The 14,502-nt window shown below is 71.2% G+C and carries 19 protein-coding genes; all 19 read right to left on the bottom strand.

Annotated elements, in window-relative coordinates; genetic code table 11:
* Nucleotides 1-46: 46 nt before the first annotated feature.
* Nucleotides 47-1,162: a DnaB-like helicase N-terminal domain-containing protein gene (locus tag AB0L89_RS22090; protein WP_365143302.1), complete on the bottom strand. Its 1,116-nt coding sequence runs from the start codon at nucleotides 1,160-1,162 to the stop codon at nucleotides 47-49.
* The gene (locus AB0L89_RS22085; RefSeq protein WP_365143300.1) at nucleotides 1,162-2,400 is read right to left on the bottom strand and encodes a DNA cytosine methyltransferase; all 1,239 of its coding nucleotides are present in this window, start codon (nucleotides 2,398-2,400) and stop codon (nucleotides 1,162-1,164) included. The genes AB0L89_RS22090 and AB0L89_RS22085 overlap by 1 nt, the downstream gene beginning before the upstream one ends.
* The gene (locus tag AB0L89_RS22080) at nucleotides 2,397-3,269 is read right to left on the bottom strand and encodes a hypothetical protein (RefSeq protein WP_365143298.1); all 873 of its coding nucleotides are present in this window, start codon (nucleotides 3,267-3,269) and stop codon (nucleotides 2,397-2,399) included. Before AB0L89_RS22080 ends, AB0L89_RS22085 begins: the two co-directional genes overlap by 4 nt.
* Before the next feature lie 106 nt (nucleotides 3,270-3,375).
* Nucleotides 3,376-4,293, bottom strand: a complete 918-nt coding sequence (locus tag AB0L89_RS22075) for a hypothetical protein (protein WP_365143296.1) — start codon at nucleotides 4,291-4,293, stop codon at nucleotides 3,376-3,378.
* A 102-nt stretch (nucleotides 4,294-4,395) separates the two neighbouring features.
* Nucleotides 4,396-5,211: a hypothetical protein gene (locus AB0L89_RS22070; RefSeq protein WP_365143294.1), complete on the bottom strand. Its 816-nt coding sequence runs from the start codon at nucleotides 5,209-5,211 to the stop codon at nucleotides 4,396-4,398.
* 143 nt (nucleotides 5,212-5,354) lie between these two features.
* On the bottom strand, nucleotides 5,355-5,489 hold the full coding sequence (locus AB0L89_RS22065) for a hypothetical protein (RefSeq protein ID WP_365143292.1): 135 nt from the start codon (nucleotides 5,487-5,489) through the stop codon (nucleotides 5,355-5,357).
* Nucleotides 5,490-5,534: 45 nt separating this feature from the next.
* Nucleotides 5,535-6,209 (bottom strand): hypothetical protein, encoded by a 675-nt coding sequence (locus tag AB0L89_RS22060; protein ID WP_365143290.1) that lies wholly within the window; start codon nucleotides 6,207-6,209, stop codon nucleotides 5,535-5,537.
* A 17-nt stretch (nucleotides 6,210-6,226) separates the two neighbouring features.
* The gene (locus tag AB0L89_RS22055; protein ID WP_365143288.1) at nucleotides 6,227-6,979 is read right to left on the bottom strand and encodes a hypothetical protein; all 753 of its coding nucleotides are present in this window, start codon (nucleotides 6,977-6,979) and stop codon (nucleotides 6,227-6,229) included.
* Entirely contained in the window at nucleotides 6,976-7,248 is a 273-nt protein-coding gene (locus AB0L89_RS22050) for a hypothetical protein (RefSeq protein WP_365143286.1), read from the bottom strand. Before AB0L89_RS22050 ends, AB0L89_RS22055 begins: the two co-directional genes overlap by 4 nt.
* A gap of 87 nt (nucleotides 7,249-7,335) precedes the next feature.
* Nucleotides 7,336-9,132: a TraM recognition domain-containing protein gene (locus tag AB0L89_RS22045; RefSeq protein ID WP_365143284.1), complete on the bottom strand. Its 1,797-nt coding sequence runs from the start codon at nucleotides 9,130-9,132 to the stop codon at nucleotides 7,336-7,338.
* Nucleotides 9,133-9,167: 35 nt separating this feature from the next.
* Entirely contained in the window at nucleotides 9,168-9,959 is a 792-nt protein-coding gene (locus AB0L89_RS22040) for a DUF317 domain-containing protein (RefSeq protein ID WP_365143282.1), read from the bottom strand.
* A gap of 5 nt (nucleotides 9,960-9,964) precedes the next feature.
* Entirely contained in the window at nucleotides 9,965-10,570 is a 606-nt protein-coding gene (locus tag AB0L89_RS22035) for a hypothetical protein (RefSeq protein ID WP_365143280.1), read from the bottom strand.
* A gap of 67 nt (nucleotides 10,571-10,637) precedes the next feature.
* Nucleotides 10,638-11,471, bottom strand: a complete 834-nt coding sequence (locus AB0L89_RS22030) for a DUF317 domain-containing protein (RefSeq protein WP_365143278.1) — start codon at nucleotides 11,469-11,471, stop codon at nucleotides 10,638-10,640.
* Nucleotides 11,468-11,827 carry a hypothetical protein gene (locus AB0L89_RS22025; protein WP_365143276.1) on the bottom strand — a complete coding sequence of 120 codons (360 nt, stop codon included), beginning with the start codon at nucleotides 11,825-11,827 and terminating at the stop codon, nucleotides 11,468-11,470. The genes AB0L89_RS22030 and AB0L89_RS22025 overlap by 4 nt, the downstream gene beginning before the upstream one ends.
* Nucleotides 11,824-12,183 carry a hypothetical protein gene (locus AB0L89_RS22020; protein WP_365143274.1) on the bottom strand — a complete coding sequence of 120 codons (360 nt, stop codon included), beginning with the start codon at nucleotides 12,181-12,183 and terminating at the stop codon, nucleotides 11,824-11,826. Before AB0L89_RS22020 ends, AB0L89_RS22025 begins: the two co-directional genes overlap by 4 nt.
* Nucleotides 12,184-12,223: 40 nt before the next feature.
* The gene (locus AB0L89_RS22015) at nucleotides 12,224-13,033 is read right to left on the bottom strand and encodes a DUF317 domain-containing protein (RefSeq protein ID WP_365143272.1); all 810 of its coding nucleotides are present in this window, start codon (nucleotides 13,031-13,033) and stop codon (nucleotides 12,224-12,226) included.
* Nucleotides 13,030-13,419, bottom strand: a complete 390-nt coding sequence (locus tag AB0L89_RS22010) for a hypothetical protein (protein WP_365143270.1) — start codon at nucleotides 13,417-13,419, stop codon at nucleotides 13,030-13,032. The genes AB0L89_RS22015 and AB0L89_RS22010 overlap by 4 nt, the downstream gene beginning before the upstream one ends.
* A 445-nt stretch (nucleotides 13,420-13,864) precedes the next feature.
* Nucleotides 13,865-14,065, bottom strand: a complete 201-nt coding sequence (locus AB0L89_RS22005) for a hypothetical protein (RefSeq protein WP_365143268.1) — start codon at nucleotides 14,063-14,065, stop codon at nucleotides 13,865-13,867.
* A 26-nt stretch (nucleotides 14,066-14,091) separates the two neighbouring features.
* Entirely contained in the window at nucleotides 14,092-14,502 is a 411-nt protein-coding gene (locus tag AB0L89_RS22000; protein WP_365143266.1) for a hypothetical protein, read from the bottom strand.

Genomic DNA, 14,502 nt, shown 5'->3' with positions numbered 1-14,502 from the left:
CGTTTCGCGGGTCCGGGCCGATGCGGAGGTCGGCCCGGACCGGGGTCTAGCGGCTGGCTCGGAGGGGTGGGGCGGTTCGAGGTGGCGGCCCGGCGCGAGGGGCAGCCGGGGTTCGGGCCGGGCGGGCGGTGCGCGGTGTGGCCGGGCCGGTGGCCTGTTGCCAGCGGGAGCGCACGGCGGTGAGGTCGGCCAGTGCCCGCCGGCCTCCGGTGATCAACTGGTGGGGGCTGTTGGCCGGGTCGTCGGTGAAGGCGGCGATGCGGACGGCGATGGTGTGCGCGCGGGCGAGCAGGGCGCGCTGCAGGACCTTCTCGCCCCAGTGCTCGGGGGAGCCGACCGGGGTGGAGAGCAGGGCTAGCAGCTCCGCGGGCGCGATGGTGTGGGTGAGGAGGCCGCGGTGCTGGGCTTCCCAGAGCACGGTGATCGGGTCGATGGCATCGCCGCGATGCGTGAGCGCGGTGAGGCATTGCCACAGCGTGGCGTGCAGGGGGAGCGCGAAGTCCTCGGGCACGAGCCAGAGCATCTGGCTGGTCTCGGTGGGGTGCGCGGTCGCGGTGGCGATCAGGAAGCGCTCCTCGTCGAGGGCTTCCTCGCTGGTGTCCCTGGCGGATGCCGCTGGCAGCGAGGTGCGCGGCAGGGAGCCGGGGTGCGGGGCGAAGCGGCCGGAGAGGCCGTCCAGGAACCGGGCGAGGGTGTCGGCCTGCTGGAGGGTGGCCTTCGCGCGGTGGGGCAGGGTGGTGTCCACCGCGGTCTGGGCCAGGCGGTCGGCGTGGAGGCGCAGGCTGCGGCGGGCATGGTCGGCGCTGATCATCCGGGCGTACGTGGCCGCGTGCTTGGGCCAGGGGCAGACCTGGATGAGGGTGTGCAGGTAGGAGGCGGTTAGCCCGGGGGCGTGGGGGCGGGCGGTGTCCAGGACGGTGTTCAGCCAGGCTGGGCTGGTGCGGTGCTGCTCGGCCTCGGGAGCCGGTGCCGCGCGCATGGCGCGGTACAGCTCGCCGTGGGCGTGGTTGGAGAAGTGGTCCGGCTCCAGGGGGCCGATCTCGTCGAGCCGGTGAGGGTCTAGCAGGAGGGCGCCGAGCAGGGATTGTTCGGCGTAGTGCACGGGCGGTGGCGGTGGAAGGTCGTCCAGGTCGTCGTCTTCGGTGGGGGTGGGGTGGGGCATTAGGCGGCCAGGGTGAAGTCGTCGGGGGTGAGGGTCTTGCCGAGGTGGGGGGCCAGCAGGTGGGCGGCGAGCCGGGGCGGGACGGCGTTGCCGACCTGGCTGAAGATCTGGCCCTTGTTGCCCTGCCAGGGGTAGTCGGAGGGGAAGGTCTGCAGGATCCCGGCCTCGGCGGCGGTGATCCGGATCGGATCCGGGGCCGGGGCGGTGCCGGGTGGCGTGGAGGCGGTCGGCTCGGCCTGCCACACGCACTCGTTGGCCCGGTGGCCGAAGAACAGCGTCCCGGCCGGCTGGTCGAGGGTGCAGGTGGTGGCGTTGGCCTGGCTGTTGTTGCGTAGAGTCCACTGCCACGCCGCCTGCGCCGTGCCCGCGGCGGGGTGCTTCGCGCGGGCAGTCGTCCCCGCCGGGCAATGAGGCGAAGGCTTGGCGGAGTTGGCGGGCGGGTGCGGCTTCCAGGTGCCGCGATCGCGGGCGTCACTGAGGGTTTTGCGGGAGCCGCTCGGGAACGGCTCGGGTCCGCCGCCGGGTCCGCCTCCGGCGCACACGGTCGGCACGGGACGGTCGGTGGCGCCCCAGCCGAGTGCCTCGGCCATGGACACCCACCGGGCGCGGCCCGGTCCGAACAGCGAGTCGGGCTCGGCGAGTTTGGCGTGTGTGGGCGGTGGTGGATCGGCGGTCCGGGTGCACGAGGCGAGCAGGATCGCCCGCCTCCGGGTCTGGGGGACGCCGTAGTCGGCCGCGTTCAAGATCCCGGTCCAGACCGAGTACCCCCAGGTGCGGAGGATCGCGGCGTACTGGCGCCACAGGGGCAGCACGTCGGGGACCTCTTCCATCGCGACCCACTCCGGCTGGCCGTGCTGGTGCAGCGCGTGCAGGTAGCGCATGGGTTCGGCGGCGAGCAGGGAACGTTCGTCACGGCAGGCGGCGAGCAGCTTGGCGCGGGTGTCCAGGCCCTGGGCGAGGTCGGCGACGGCTTGGTGGACCAGGGGCTGGTCGACCAGGCCGAGGCGCTTGCCGGCCATCGACCATGCCTGGCACGGCGGGCTCGCGATCAGCCCGGTGATCCTGCCGAGGAACGGCCACAGGGGGTACGCGGCGACGTCGGTGCGGATCGTCAACTGCCCCGCCGCCGCGCGGGTCTTGCATGCCCACTCGTCCCATTCCAGGCCCACGTCCCGTACGCCCAGCACGGTCAGAGCCTGGCTCCAACCCCCCGGACCGGCGAACAAATCAAGTATCAAGAGGCTAGCCCGAAGTCGTCCTGGACCGGCTCGACTTCACCGCGGCAGGCCCATGGCGAGCAGCCGTCGATAACGCCGTCTTCCAGTTCCTGTGCGTCTGCTTCGCTGTCGCCGAGTTCCTGCTGCAGGGCGGCCCATTCGGCGGCGGTGACGTGGTCGATCGGCGCCTGGTCCAGAGGTACGCGCGAGCGGTGGAGAAACGCCTCGCCGAGCAGCCGGTTGCCGGTGGCGTTGGCGCGTGCATTTCCCTTCCGGATGGCCGCGTCGAAGGCCACCACGTCCTCCCACTCCTGCGGCGAGGAGTCCCGGATGGATCTCCACTGCGCGTTTCCGTGGAAAGGGCATCCAAGGCAGCTAGATTTTGGTGTGTCGGCCAGTCCGAGGGACGTCAAGTACCTGACACAGTCGGCTCGTGACCAGTTAATATCGATGAGTGGGTGCCGATTGCGCATGTATTTTACGTCAGAGTCCTTGGCCCGGTGGAATTCATCGGTTGAAATGCCGACCCACTGCTCCACGAAGACGTCTCTCGGGATGCGTGCCGGATAGGGGTATCCGAGGAGTTCGCGCACCTGCTTCTTCAATGGCTTAATTTTGTACTCGCCAGTACATTGACGCCTGGTCATCCCAGGCTTGCCATCCTTATTCAGGATATACAAAGGCATTGAAGCGAATCTGTGATGAGGGTCAAGCGCGTCCTTGCGAATGTTTCCGGAGGAGACACGAAGGATGGGTATACCTGCCGGTTCGGCTATGTCCCGCTCCAGTCGGTCGAGATGCCGATAAACGGCCTGCGGCTCCCACCCGGTATCAGCAAATATCGCGTAATCGACCTTGGGGAGAACGCCCTTGGCGGACAGGGCGAGCATGGCGCTGGATTGAACTCCAGCGCCTAGAGAAATGCACTTGAAGGCGGGGGATTTGGAATCGGAAATGGTGCGTCCTTGAGGAATGATGCCGGGAAAGGGAGGAAGGTCAGCGCCGTGGGGATGCCGGAGACGGCGCGGCGGGCGGCGTGAGGGCGGGCGTTGCCGCCAGGGCGGTGCGGGGAGGCGCGGGGATCCGGCTGGTGCCGTCGGCGAGTTCGTGTACCGCGGTGGCGGCGCTGCCCAGTTGGGCGTGGACGTCGCGGGGCAGCTGCCGCCAGTGGGACCAGTGCCGGGCCCAGTCGAGGACGTCGCCCGCACTGTGCAGCTGGTCGGCTGTGGTGCGTGGGGACCGGCTCAGCTCCTCCCGCGGGCCCGACCGCGCCGTGGCTGCGGCTTCCAGGCCGTGAAGCCGGGCGTGCAGCAGTGAGCCGAAGGCTGTCGCGGTTGCCTCCCGCGCGGTGTAGCGCCCGCCGGTGCGCGGGTGCGGACGGAAGCCGAGCAGGACGTCGTCCGGCGCGATGTCCGGCGAGATGAGGTCGGCCAGGGCACGGGTGATGGCCTGCGGAGCAGGGTCAGGGCCGGGCGCGACCGTGGTGGGGGACGCCTGCTCCGGTACCGCGGGGGCCAGCGCGAACGCCGGGCTCACGCGGTCGATCTGGTCGGCGAGTTGGCGTATCGACCGGTCGGCTTCTTGCAGCCAGGCGCGGGTGGCCGCCGGCAGAGACAGCTCCTGCAGCGAGTGCTGGAGAAGCTGGAGTGTACGAGGCAACTGGACGCCGAGGCGGGCGAGCACGGACTCCTGCTGATGCTCGCCGGCGTAGGTGAGGGCCCACAGTCGCAGCTCCTCCAGGTCGGCCGGCTGCGAATCTGGATCCGCAGTCGGGCCGTAGAGGCGGGGGTGCAGCGTCGTGAGGTAGTGGTGGATGGACCCGCCGCCGCTGCGGTGGTTGAAGCGGGAGGCGACCCGCGGGCGGGTCCGGTAGCCGATGAGGACGTCACGGATCGCGATATCGGGAGCGATCATGTCGGCCAGTGCGCGGGCCAGTTGGTGCGGAGTGGGGTGAGCGGGGTGCGTATGGATCTCCAGGCAGAGCGAGGCGACGGGACCGCGCGGCCGGGCCACATGTCAACGCGTACGCGCGGGGGCGGTGGTGGCCTGCGGCTGCGCCGGGCGGGTGGTCGCCAGGGCGGGCGAGCGCGGATGGCCGAAGCTCGCCGCCAGCGTGCGGCAGCCGTCGGCCGTCAGATGGACGCGTTCGTCGTGCAGGATCCGTGGCGTTTCCTCGCGGCCGACGAGCCCGCGCGCTTCCAGGGAGCGGATGGTGCTGATGCTGATCCGCAGGTCGTCCCGGCTGACCCTGGGCTTGTCGTCGTGGCGGTCGATCGTCACATGGCCCTGGGCGACGGCACGCAGGGCGGTGTGCTGGGCGGGCGAGAGGTCGAGCGACCGGTTGGCGGGCAGGAGATGCTGGCGGCGCATCTCGGTGGCCAGGAGTTCCGCGGTGGCCAGTGTGTCGTCGGCGCCGAGGGCGGTCAGGTCCCGAACGAGGACGAGACGGTCGCGTACCTCCGCGCGGGCCTCTTCGGCCGTCAGGGGTGCGCCGTCTTCGCTGGGGGCTCCCACGCGGGCGTCGTCGAGGATGTCCTCGGCGTCCAGGAGGTGGTCGGCCGCGTCCAGGGCGAGATGGGCGAGCTGCCGGATGCGTGCGTATGCCGAGCGGATGCTGGGGCTGTGGTACATCCGCTGGTGGTTCAGCGCGTCGACGATGTGGAGTGCCGACGTGGCCAGGTGCTGGGTTCGGGGGATCTGCCTGCCGACCGCGGTCGCGGGTCTGGCGCTGTTGATCTCCATGATGGACAGCGAGTTGAGCGCGTCGTTGTGCCGGTTGTAGTCGGCGCCGAGCGCCAGCAGGGCCTCGGGCGGGGGGAGTTGGACGGTCATCAGGGAGGTTCAGGGCTCCATTCGGTGCGAGGGGTGTTCGGTGGCGGTGCTGGACGCAGGTGGGGCGACCGGGCGAGACGCTCCTCACCGGCCTCGGGGCACGGGCGCATGGAGCGGATCCAGGTCCGCTGGAGCGGCGTTCGTCATCGGCGTGGTCCCTGTGCCGCAGGAGTCTTGGGGACCGGCACCGCCGTCGTGGTGGACAGGGCGGCCGGGCGGTGCTGGGCCAGGGAGCGCTGCCCCTGCTCGGTGACCGTGATCTCCTGGCCGACGAGCAAGGGCTTGCTCGTATCGGTGGTGACGAGGCCGCGCTTGGCGAGGGCTCAGAAGGTGGCGATGGTGATGCGGGTGCCGTCCTTGGCCGCGACCCGGGTCACGCTTCGTCCCCGCTGCTGCACCCTCTCGTAGAGCCGCCCCTCCCCCTGGGCCAGTGACTTCAGTGCCTTGTACTGGGTGTCGTTCAGCTGGGGTGTGGCCTGGTGCTGGGAGGCGCGCGGTGGGCGGGGCGCGGCGGCCGGGAGGCTGCGGCTGATGCTGGTGGCGAGGTAGTGACAGGCGCTCGCCCCCACGTCGAGCTGCAGGGCGGCGTCCTTGAGATGGGCGTTTATGCGGGGGATGGCCTCGGCGTGGCGCGCCGCGCGGACCTGGGCGTCGTCGGCCGGATACCCGTCGAAGGGCGCTCCCTCGTACGGGTTGGCGGAGATGGCCTCGGCGAGGTCGGTGCAGGCCAGGGAAGCGCCGGCGACGGTGGCGGACAGGGCCTCCAGTCCGGGGCGGCTGCCCGTGACGCTCGTGTACGTGCTGTTGTCCAGCGCCGTCAGGTGCCCGAGCGCGGTCGCGGTCAGCTCCTGGGCCTTGAGCAGGAGCGGGGTGATCTGGTGCAGTGCGTCCGTACCGGGGGCATAGGAGAGGTCGCGTACGCGCTCGTGCAGCTCCTCGAATTCCTTGGCGAGGGAGCGGAGTTGGTGTGGTTGTGCCGCGAGGTCGAGTGGGGGCATGAGGCTCCGGGAGGGGATCAGCGGCTGCGGGTGGCCGTCTGGGTGCTGGTCGCGGGGCGGGGTGAGGGGCCTGTTGTGGTGGCTGGGGGGAGGGAGAGGATGGTGGCGAGGGCCGTGGCGCCGGTGGCGGTGAGGTGGATACGGTCCTGCGGCGGGCCGTCGATATATGCGGGGGCTGAGGACTTGGGCTTGCGGGCGATGAGGGCCATGGATTCCAGGGACCGCAGTGTGCTGATCAGCACGCGTACCGTGCGGTGGTGGACGTAGCGCCGCTCGGTGGAGCCGGTGACCACGACGTGGCCACGGGCGATCTCGTGCAGGGCCGCGCGCTGTGCGGCGGAGAACGAGTTCTCGGGCGGTGGGGCGTTGCTCCAGCGCCTTCGCCGTGTCTCCCCGGCCACGCGTGTCGCGCTGTCCAGGACGGCTTCGGGAGCCAGCGCGGTCAGCTCGCGCGCCAGCTGCGGGCCGTGGCCCGCGGAGGCGGTGCTCAGGTAGGCGAGCTGTTTGAGCCGGACGAGGGCGTCGGACAACTCGGCGCTCTCATAGAGCCGTTCATCATGAATGGCCTTGATGGTGGCGAGGGTTTCGCTGGCCAGGTCCTGCGCGGCGGCGACGTGTGTATCCGGATTGGGCTCGTCGCGGTCGGCGAGCAGCAGGTCGAGCGTGTCGTTGTGCTGGGTGTAGCGGTCGGCGAGGGCGAGCAGACGCTCGACGGGCGTCGGCGGTGGAGGTACCTCGAACAGCAGGTCGTCGGCGGATGGTTCGGTCATGACCGGGAGCGCTGTCGAGAGGCGGGCGCGGAGGAGGGCGTTGGCGCGGTGGCGAGCATCGGCTGCTCCGCCGGCGTTCGCGGCGCGGCTGCAAAGGAGTCGAGGACGGCGGTCACCTCCGCGATGTGCCTGGTGCAGGCGAGTGCCTGCTGGTTCGTCGCGGTGTGGGTGAGGGCTCGCAGCGTGACCTCGGGGTCGCTGTTGCCGCATTCCAAGCAGCAGCGGTGATCGGGGTTCCAGTCGTCGGGGACGTCGTGGATCTGTGGCATAGGCGGTTCCAGGGGTGCTGACGGTCGGCGCGCGGAGGAGGATGGGCGCCGCGTGAAGCCATGGGGACGGGGGGGGAAGGGCGTGTTCTACGCGGCGGTGTCGAAGTCGGACTGCTTGGGTGCGGCCTTGGCGACGGCTCGCTCGGTGATGCCCTTCGAGGCGCGGGCGGAGGCGGCGGACAGTTCGTCGGCGCCGGGCTCGAGATACCAGGGGCGCAGGTCGAGCATGGCGGCGCGCATGCCGGTGGCGAAGCAGAGCGCGGTGCCCTTGGGCAGGGCGCGGATGGCGTCGGCGGCCAGGATCCGCTCCTGCCGCATCGACACCGAGGTGCTCTTGCCCGACTCCGAGTGCGAGGTGGAGGTGGTCTCGACGTCGTGGTCGCCGATCAGCCGGGAGAGCTTGTCGGCGAAGTCGGGGTCGTCGATACCGCTGCCGATCACCTTGATCGTGGAGGCGGACCACATGGCGTCCATGCCCGCGTCCCCCCAGACCTTCTGGCCCTGGCGGTAACTCTGCAGGATCGTGATGGGGATGATGCCGCGGCTGCCGAGGTGGGAGTAAAGGTCCGGCAGGTCACTGATCTTGCATACGTTGGCGGCCTCATCCAGGATCGCGAGCATCGGCGGGTCCAGGCGTCCGCCGGTGCGCTCGGCCTGGGCGGTCGCGGCCCGCATCACGGAGTCCGCACATGCGGCGATTAGGGCGCTGGCTCCGCCGCCGCCGTCCTTGGAGAGCAGGTACAGGGTGTCGGTCGAGGTGACGAACGCCTCCGGCCGGAACTCCTCGACGTCCTTCTGCGGCGTGACCCACGCGGCGATCTCCGAGTTCAGCAGCGCGGCGGCGTACTGACGGGCGGTCTCGTAGATGCCGTCGCGGGTTTCCGGCGGCCCTTCGACGGTGCCCTTGAGCTGGGAGGCGACCGCGGTGAACTGGTGGTCGCGCAGGATGTCCAGCGGCGTGCGGTCGGCGGGGAAGGCCAGCCACTGCATGACGTCGGTGATGGGGCGCTCGTCGAGGGCGGCGGCGAGGAACAGCTGGGAGAGGATGTTGGATCCGGCCTTGGACCAGAAGTCGCCCTGCTGGGAGGCGTCCACGCTCGCGGCGAGGAAGTGGCCGGCGAGCCTGCCTGCCCCGTCGAGGCTCTTGGCGGTGGCCAGGGGGTTCCACCACATATCGCGCTTCGCGTGGGCGATCTGCTGCGGGTCCATCGACCAGGTCCTGCCGACGGCCGCCCGCGCGTCGAGCGTGGCGGTAAAGGCGTCGCCCGCCGCCTTGTTGGAGGTCAGCAGGACCGGGCCAGGTGCGTTGAGGATGGAGGGGATCGCCAGCGAGGTGGTCTTGCCGGAGCGGGGCGCCATGATCGCGACGGCGACGTCCTCGTACCCCATGCGCACCTCGTGCTTCGTGCCCTGGAGATTGCCGAGGAGGATGCCGGTGTCACGCGCGTCGATGTGCTTGGCGTCCTTCAGGCTCGGGCGCAGCGAGCGGGCCTTGGAGGTGATGGCCTTGGACATCAGCGGTTCGATGTCCGTGTGTTTGGCCATGCCGTCGATGCGCTTCTTGCGCCCGCCGCTGGTGCCCTTGTGCCGTTTGTAGAGCATGGCGGCGGTGATGCCGAGGGCGAGCAGCATGGCGCCGGGCAGGATGCGCGTGCCGATCAGGAGGGACGTTTCTCCGAGGTCCGGCCAGAGCTGGTCGGGGTGCAGGAGGGCTTGAACGGGCTGGTAGGTGGCGCCGGCCCCGGAGTCGGTGGCCCAGGCGGTGATCTGCCCGCCGAGCCAGGCGAGATTGGACAGGGGGACCGCGACGGCGATGGCCCCAAGAAGGATCTTGAAGGCGATGTCGGTGGCGTCGGTGGACTGGTGGGAGGAGGGCTGGGGCAAGAGGGCAGTTCCAGAGGGGAGTGGGAGGCGACCGGTCAGCGGGCCCGGCGCTGCTGGGGCACGTGCGGTCCGGAGGGTTGCGTGGCAGGCGGGGTCGGGACGTTGCGCTGGGCGAGGGCGGTGGTGCGGTGCTCCAGGGCGAAGGCGACGGTCTCGGCGCTCACCCGGCCGGTGGTGGTGCGGCCGTGGGTGGCTGCCAGGTGCGGGACGCGGTGCGGTTCGCGGACCAGGGGCGTCTCGTCGGCCAGTGCCCCGAAGAGTGCGGCGACCAGGTGGGGCGGGGTGTCGCCGTCCAGGTAGGCGCGCCAGAGCGTGGGGAGGTGAGAGACGGATGCCTCGACGACCCAGCTGGCAGTACGACCGCCCTCGTGGACGAGACGGTCGACGCGGGCCAGGCCGTCGGGTGAGGTCATGCCCTCGGGCGAGGTACGACCGTCGTGGTGGCGGGGAGCGTGCCAGCCTGCCGCGCGCAGCGTCTCGTAGGGATCGCCGGGCGCGGGCGGCGGTGCGGCGGGGTCGGTGAGGGCGTCGGTGACCGCGGCGATGATCTCGACCGGAGTGTGGGCGTCGAAGGTGACCGACCAGGCCCGCTGGTCGCCGCGGTGCGCGTGACGCAGGGTCCACCACGGTTCGGCCGGGTCCGGGTCGGGAGCGATGCGCAGTTGGGCGAGCTGGTCCGGGCTGGTCAGGATGACCCGGGGCACGAGCGGGTCCTCGGCGGTGCTCCAACGGCAGGCGCGGTGGAGCGGGACGGTGACCCAGGCCGGGTCGCCGGGGCCGGCGAGGTAGCGGGGTGCGACCAGCACGATGTCGATGTCGTGCGGCACGCCGGTCACCTCCGGACCGCGGAGGCCGGTGTCGCGGCGGGCGCCGCCGGGAGGGTGTGTGTCGTGGCGGAGGTCAGGGCCGGTGAGCGTGGCGGGAGGTCCTGGGCGGCGGCATGGATTTCGAGGAGGGCCTTGCCGTGGCTGTTCCAGTCGTCGAGGTAGGACCAGGCTTCCTCGTTGCGTTCGGCGAGCGCGTCGTCGTACGCGAAACTGCCCGGTCCCTCGAACGGAGGCAGTGCGTCACGGGCGTCGAGCCATTCCTGCTGCAGCGCGCCGAGCTGCTTGAGGGCATTGTCGAGGACGCCGAGCTGCCAGGGCCAGCGGGACTGGATGTGTGCGGGGTTGAGGTGCTGCACCTGTACCTCGGCGGTGGCCAGCAACTCCTTGGCGAAGGAGCGGACGCGGTTGAAGGACCGCCAGGTGTCCGCGTCGCGCTTGACGGCATGACGGCTGTGCTCGACGTCGTCGAGGGGCCAGCCATCGAGGTCGCTGTGCTCCTCGCGCCAGGCGTCGAAGTCGGCGCGGATCTGCTCGCTCTCGCTCAGGAAGACGCCGAGCTGGTGCAGGCGCAGGCTGTGGATCTCATCGGGGGCAGGGGCAGTTGGGGACAAGAGGGCTCTCAGACGGAAGGCGGAACAGGGGGCGCGGTGAGCCGGGCGGGAGCGCCGCCCGGCTCGTTCAGCGAGCCCGGCCGGGTGCGGGAGCGGCCGGCGCGGCGAGGGATGCCGATGGGCTGGTGGTGAGGGCGGCCGTGCGGCGCGCCTTGCGCGCAGCGGCACGGACGGCCTTGAGGCGCACCTCGTGCGCGGCGGCGAGCTGCTCGCCCTGCGGGCCGCGCTCCTCCTGGGTGACCAGATGGGAGTGCGGCACGTCGTACATGCCGCGCTGGACGGGCGCGTCGTGGGCCAGGGCAGCGGTGAAGGCGGCGATCAGGTGGGGCGGCGTGCGCTCGTCGAGGTAGGCGTGCCAGATGGTCTGAAAGCCTCCGCCGCCGTTGGGCAGAGCGGCCTGGGCCCGCCAGTGGACGGTCTCACCCGGCTCGACGGCCCACCGCTCCAGGCTGAGGATGCCGTCGGGGTGACGGGCGATCTCGTTGCCGCGTTCGTCGCGCTCGTGGGACCAGCCCGCCTCGGTGAGGGGCGACCAGATCTGCGGCGTCTGCTCGGGCGCGGGCTTGAGCAGCGCGTCGGTGAGGTGGGCGAGGATCTCCACGGGGGTGTGCGCGCCGAACTCGGTGTACCAGTGCCGACCGTCTGCTTCCTGGCCGCGGATGCGCCACCATGCCCCGTAGGGCTCGGGAGCGGGTTCGAGCACCACGGTGTGCCGGTACTCGGGGCTAACCAGCAGGACGTGCGGGAAGGCCGGGTCGGACTGGTTCGCCCAGCCCGCAGCCCGCAGCGCCTCGGTGATGTGCCGGGGATCGCCGCGTCCGGCGAGGTGACGGGGCTGGGTCTCGAACCAGATAGTGCCGTGGGGGGAGTTGGCGCGGGTGGCGATGTAGGGGTGGGTCACTGGGCGGCTGGCGGCTCTGCGATGAGGTCGAATTCATGGCTGCCCAGGCGGCGGATGTCCTGGTGCAGGTCATGGCAGTCGGTTACTTCGGGGGCGGCGGCTCGCATCCGGGCGATGGTGTGGCGGAGCTCTGCGGGCCACGGTGGGAGTGCGTGTCCTTCGATGAGGCTGGCGGTGGAGCGCAGGATGTTGCCCAGGGCCATGGGTACCCCGGACTCCTCGTCGAGGACTTGAGCCAGTACCGTCCGGGCTTCGCAGACCGACGATGGCCGACGGAGATATTCGTCGACCTCGTCCAGGACCTGGAGCGCCTCGGAGATCTCTTCGGCGCTTGGCGCACGCCGGGCGGGGCTCATCGGCCGCCCGCTGGAGCGGTGTGGGCGGTGTGCTGGGCGTTCAGGCGCTCTACGTCCCAGTGCAGAACGTGCCAGTCCGTCACTTCTTGGGCGGCTTCGCGGAAGGCTTCCATGGTCAGGCGGGTCTCGTCGGGCACGGGGAACTCGGACTGCTGGCCGATGAGGTGCTCGGTGCAGCGCAGGGCGTTGCCGAGCAGGATCGGGACGCCGTCGTCCTCGTCGAGCAGCGGCACGAGCAGCGGCAGCGCGTCGTCGAGCGGGGGATGCGTACGCAGGTAGGCCGCGAGGCCGGCGAGGGTGTGGGTGGCCTGGCGGACCTGGTCGGGGGTGGGGGCATCGGGTGCGTGGTGGGGCAAGGCGTGGGCTTTCGGTACGAGGAGGAGGGTGGTCGGCCGGTCAGCGGCGGGCTCGGGGGCCTGCCTGGGCGTACGGGCCGGCGGTGGGGGTCTGGCTGCGGGGCCGGGTGGTGGCCCAGGAGTTGCGGGCCCAGGTGGCGGCGCGGGCGGCGCGGACGCGGGCCTGCTGCCAGGCGGACAACTGGTCGGGCCGCACTGACACCGAGGTGGTGCGGATGCGGGTGGAGGGCGGCACGTGCCCGCGCGGGCGCATGACCTGCTGCGGGTCGGCCAGCGCGGTGCTGAATGCCTGGACGAGGTGCATCGGGGTGGAGGCGGTGAAGCTCGCGTCCCAGATCCGGCCGTGCTCGTTGCGGGCGCCGGCCCACCAGAGCGCCTCGCCGGGTTTGGACTGGTGGAACTGCATCCAGGCGTTGCGGTCGGGGCTGATGGCGGTGAAGTGCTGGCCCTGTTCGGTCTTCCATTGCTGTTCCTGCAGGGGTGCCCACACGTTGGGCGCGTGTGCGGAGCGGGGGCGGGTGAGTGCGTCGGTGAACCCGGCGACGATCTCGACGGGCACCTGGCGGGTGAAGGTCGCGTGCCACGCTTCCTGGCCGGGGGCTGCCCTCCCGGAGATCGTCCACCCGCCGGGCTGGGTGAAGGGGTCGTATCCGATGCGGACGGACTTGTCCGGGCTGTCGAAGACCAGCGGCCCGCCGGTCTTGGACTTGTCACTCCAGCCGGAGGCGCGCAGGAACTCGCTGACGTAGCGGATGTCGCCGCCGCCGGCGAGGTAGCGGGGCTCCACCAGATAGTGCTGCTCGGCCTGTTGGGCGTTCGGGCCCCAGCCGGTCCACTTCTGCTGCTTCACCGGCTCCTCCTGACGACCATGGCGGAGGCGACGGGCTTGGGCGGAGTGGTGCTTGCTGCGGCGGGCGGGGTCCCGAGCTGCTTGAAGGTGGCGGCGTGCTCGTCAAGGTCCGTGCCGACGCTATGCAGCTCGTTGGCGGCGCGGCCCATGGCGAGCCACACCTCGGGTGGGAGCATGCCGCGGTGCGCCTGGTTCTGGGCGATGCGGGATCCGGTGCTCATCAGGTCGGTGACCCGGGTCAGGACGCCGTGTTCGGGATCGAGGACCTTGCCGAGAATCTCGCCGGCCTGGCTCGGGGGTGCCTGGTAGAGGTAGTCGTCCAGGGTCTTGATCAGGTTGGTGATGTCCTCGGCGAGGCGTACGGGGTAGGTCGACAGGTCGGTCATGGGCCTCCGGGGGTGTGGGCGGGCGTGGTCAGCTGCGTCGGCCGAGGCGGCGGGCCTCGCTGAGGACGGCTTCGGGCCGGGCGCCGGCCAGTGGGATGGGGCGCTCCGCGCTGCCGACGGTGGCGGCGCGCAGGTAGCGGCGGAACAGGGCTGCGGCCAGGCGCGGGTTTCTGCTGGCGGTGATGGGCGGGGGCGTGCGGTCGGGTGCGGGGATGTGCGGTCTCTCTCGGGTGGCGGGGCCGGCCCCTGCGCAGGGGCCGGCCGCAGAGGATGGTCAGGGGGATCGGCGGGAGCGGTGGCTTCCCGCAGTGGGGGGTGGGGCTGGGGCCGGTGGCGACGGCCTGGCTGCGGCGCGGGAGGCTTGGTCGGCAGTGCCGCCGAAGACGGTGTCGATGGCGATGTGGTATCCGGCGCCGGTCAGCAGGGGGACGGCGCGGTCCGCCATCTACTTCATGGCGATCTCGCCCCAGTGCTCGGGGACTTGATGCCACTCGTCGTCCTCTTCGGGTGCGCAGTGTCGGTCGAGACCGAGGCCATCGAGCAGTTCCAGGAGGTGTTCGGGGGCGCCGGTGCGGCTGTCGGCGTAGACAGTGCCGTCGCGGTGGTAGATCAGTACGTAGACGTCGTGCTCGTCGGCGAGCGTCATGGGCGGAGGCTCCGGGGCGTCGTGGTTCACCGCCGGGCGGGGTTGGCGCGGCTGGGGGCCCTGGGTGCGGGCTGGGCGCTGGCCGGAGGTGAGGCAGTGGGGTGGCGGTGATTGCGGATGTCCGCGACGGCTTCCTGGTAGGCGGTGGGGTCGAAGAGGTCGTCGGGGATGTTGACGACGTATCCGGCCAGGAGCAGGGACGGGAGGGCCCGGGTGGCGGCCTTCTTCTGCTCGTCCTCGCTGAGGTGGCCGGGAACTTCGTGCCAGACATAGACGGGGCCGGCCGTCACCGTGCTCTTGCGCTCCAGACCGAGGGCGTCCAGCAGGGCCAGGAGCTGCTCGGGCGCGCCGGTGGGAGTCTCGGCATAGATCGTGTCGGACAGGGGCTTGCGGTAGATCTCGACGTCGCTGCCGTAGTCGTCGGCTCGGTTGCCCAC

This window comes from Streptomyces sp. NPDC052114 (genome assembly GCF_040680155.1).
Taxonomy (GTDB): domain Bacteria; phylum Actinomycetota; class Actinomycetes; order Streptomycetales; family Streptomycetaceae; genus Streptomyces.
The sequence above is the reverse complement of the archived record's forward strand: the minus strand, read 5'-3'. Positions and strand labels throughout refer to the sequence as shown.

What these genes read in the sequence shown, in the direction of transcription:
- AB0L89_RS22055 (WP_365143288.1), bottom strand. Translation starts at nt 6,979, where the DNA reads ATGACCGAACCATCCGCCGACGACCTGCTGTTCGAGGTACCTCCACCG.
- AB0L89_RS22090 (WP_365143302.1), bottom strand. Translation starts at nt 1,162, where the DNA reads ATGCCCCACCCCACCCCCACCGAAGACGACGACCTGGACGACCTTCCA.
- AB0L89_RS22010 (WP_365143270.1), bottom strand. Translation starts at nt 13,419, where the DNA reads ATGACCGACCTGTCGACCTACCCCGTACGCCTCGCCGAGGACATCACC.
- AB0L89_RS22070 (WP_365143294.1), bottom strand. Translation starts at nt 5,211, where the DNA reads ATGACCGTCCAACTCCCCCCGCCCGAGGCCCTGCTGGCGCTCGGCGCC.
- AB0L89_RS22060 (WP_365143290.1), bottom strand. Translation starts at nt 6,209, where the DNA reads ATGCCCCCACTCGACCTCGCGGCACAACCACACCAACTCCGCTCCCTC.
- AB0L89_RS22025 (WP_365143276.1), bottom strand. Translation starts at nt 11,827, where the DNA reads ATGAGCCCCGCCCGGCGTGCGCCAAGCGCCGAAGAGATCTCCGAGGCG.
- AB0L89_RS22075 (WP_365143296.1), bottom strand. Translation starts at nt 4,293, where the DNA reads ATGATCGCTCCCGATATCGCGATCCGTGACGTCCTCATCGGCTACCGG.
- AB0L89_RS22080 (WP_365143298.1), bottom strand. Translation starts at nt 3,269, where the DNA reads ATGCTCGCCCTGTCCGCCAAGGGCGTTCTCCCCAAGGTCGATTACGCG.
- AB0L89_RS22005 (WP_365143268.1), bottom strand. Translation starts at nt 14,065, where the DNA reads ATGACGCTCGCCGACGAGCACGACGTCTACGTACTGATCTACCACCGC.
- AB0L89_RS22050 (WP_365143286.1), bottom strand. Translation starts at nt 7,248, where the DNA reads ATGCCACAGATCCACGACGTCCCCGACGACTGGAACCCCGATCACCGC.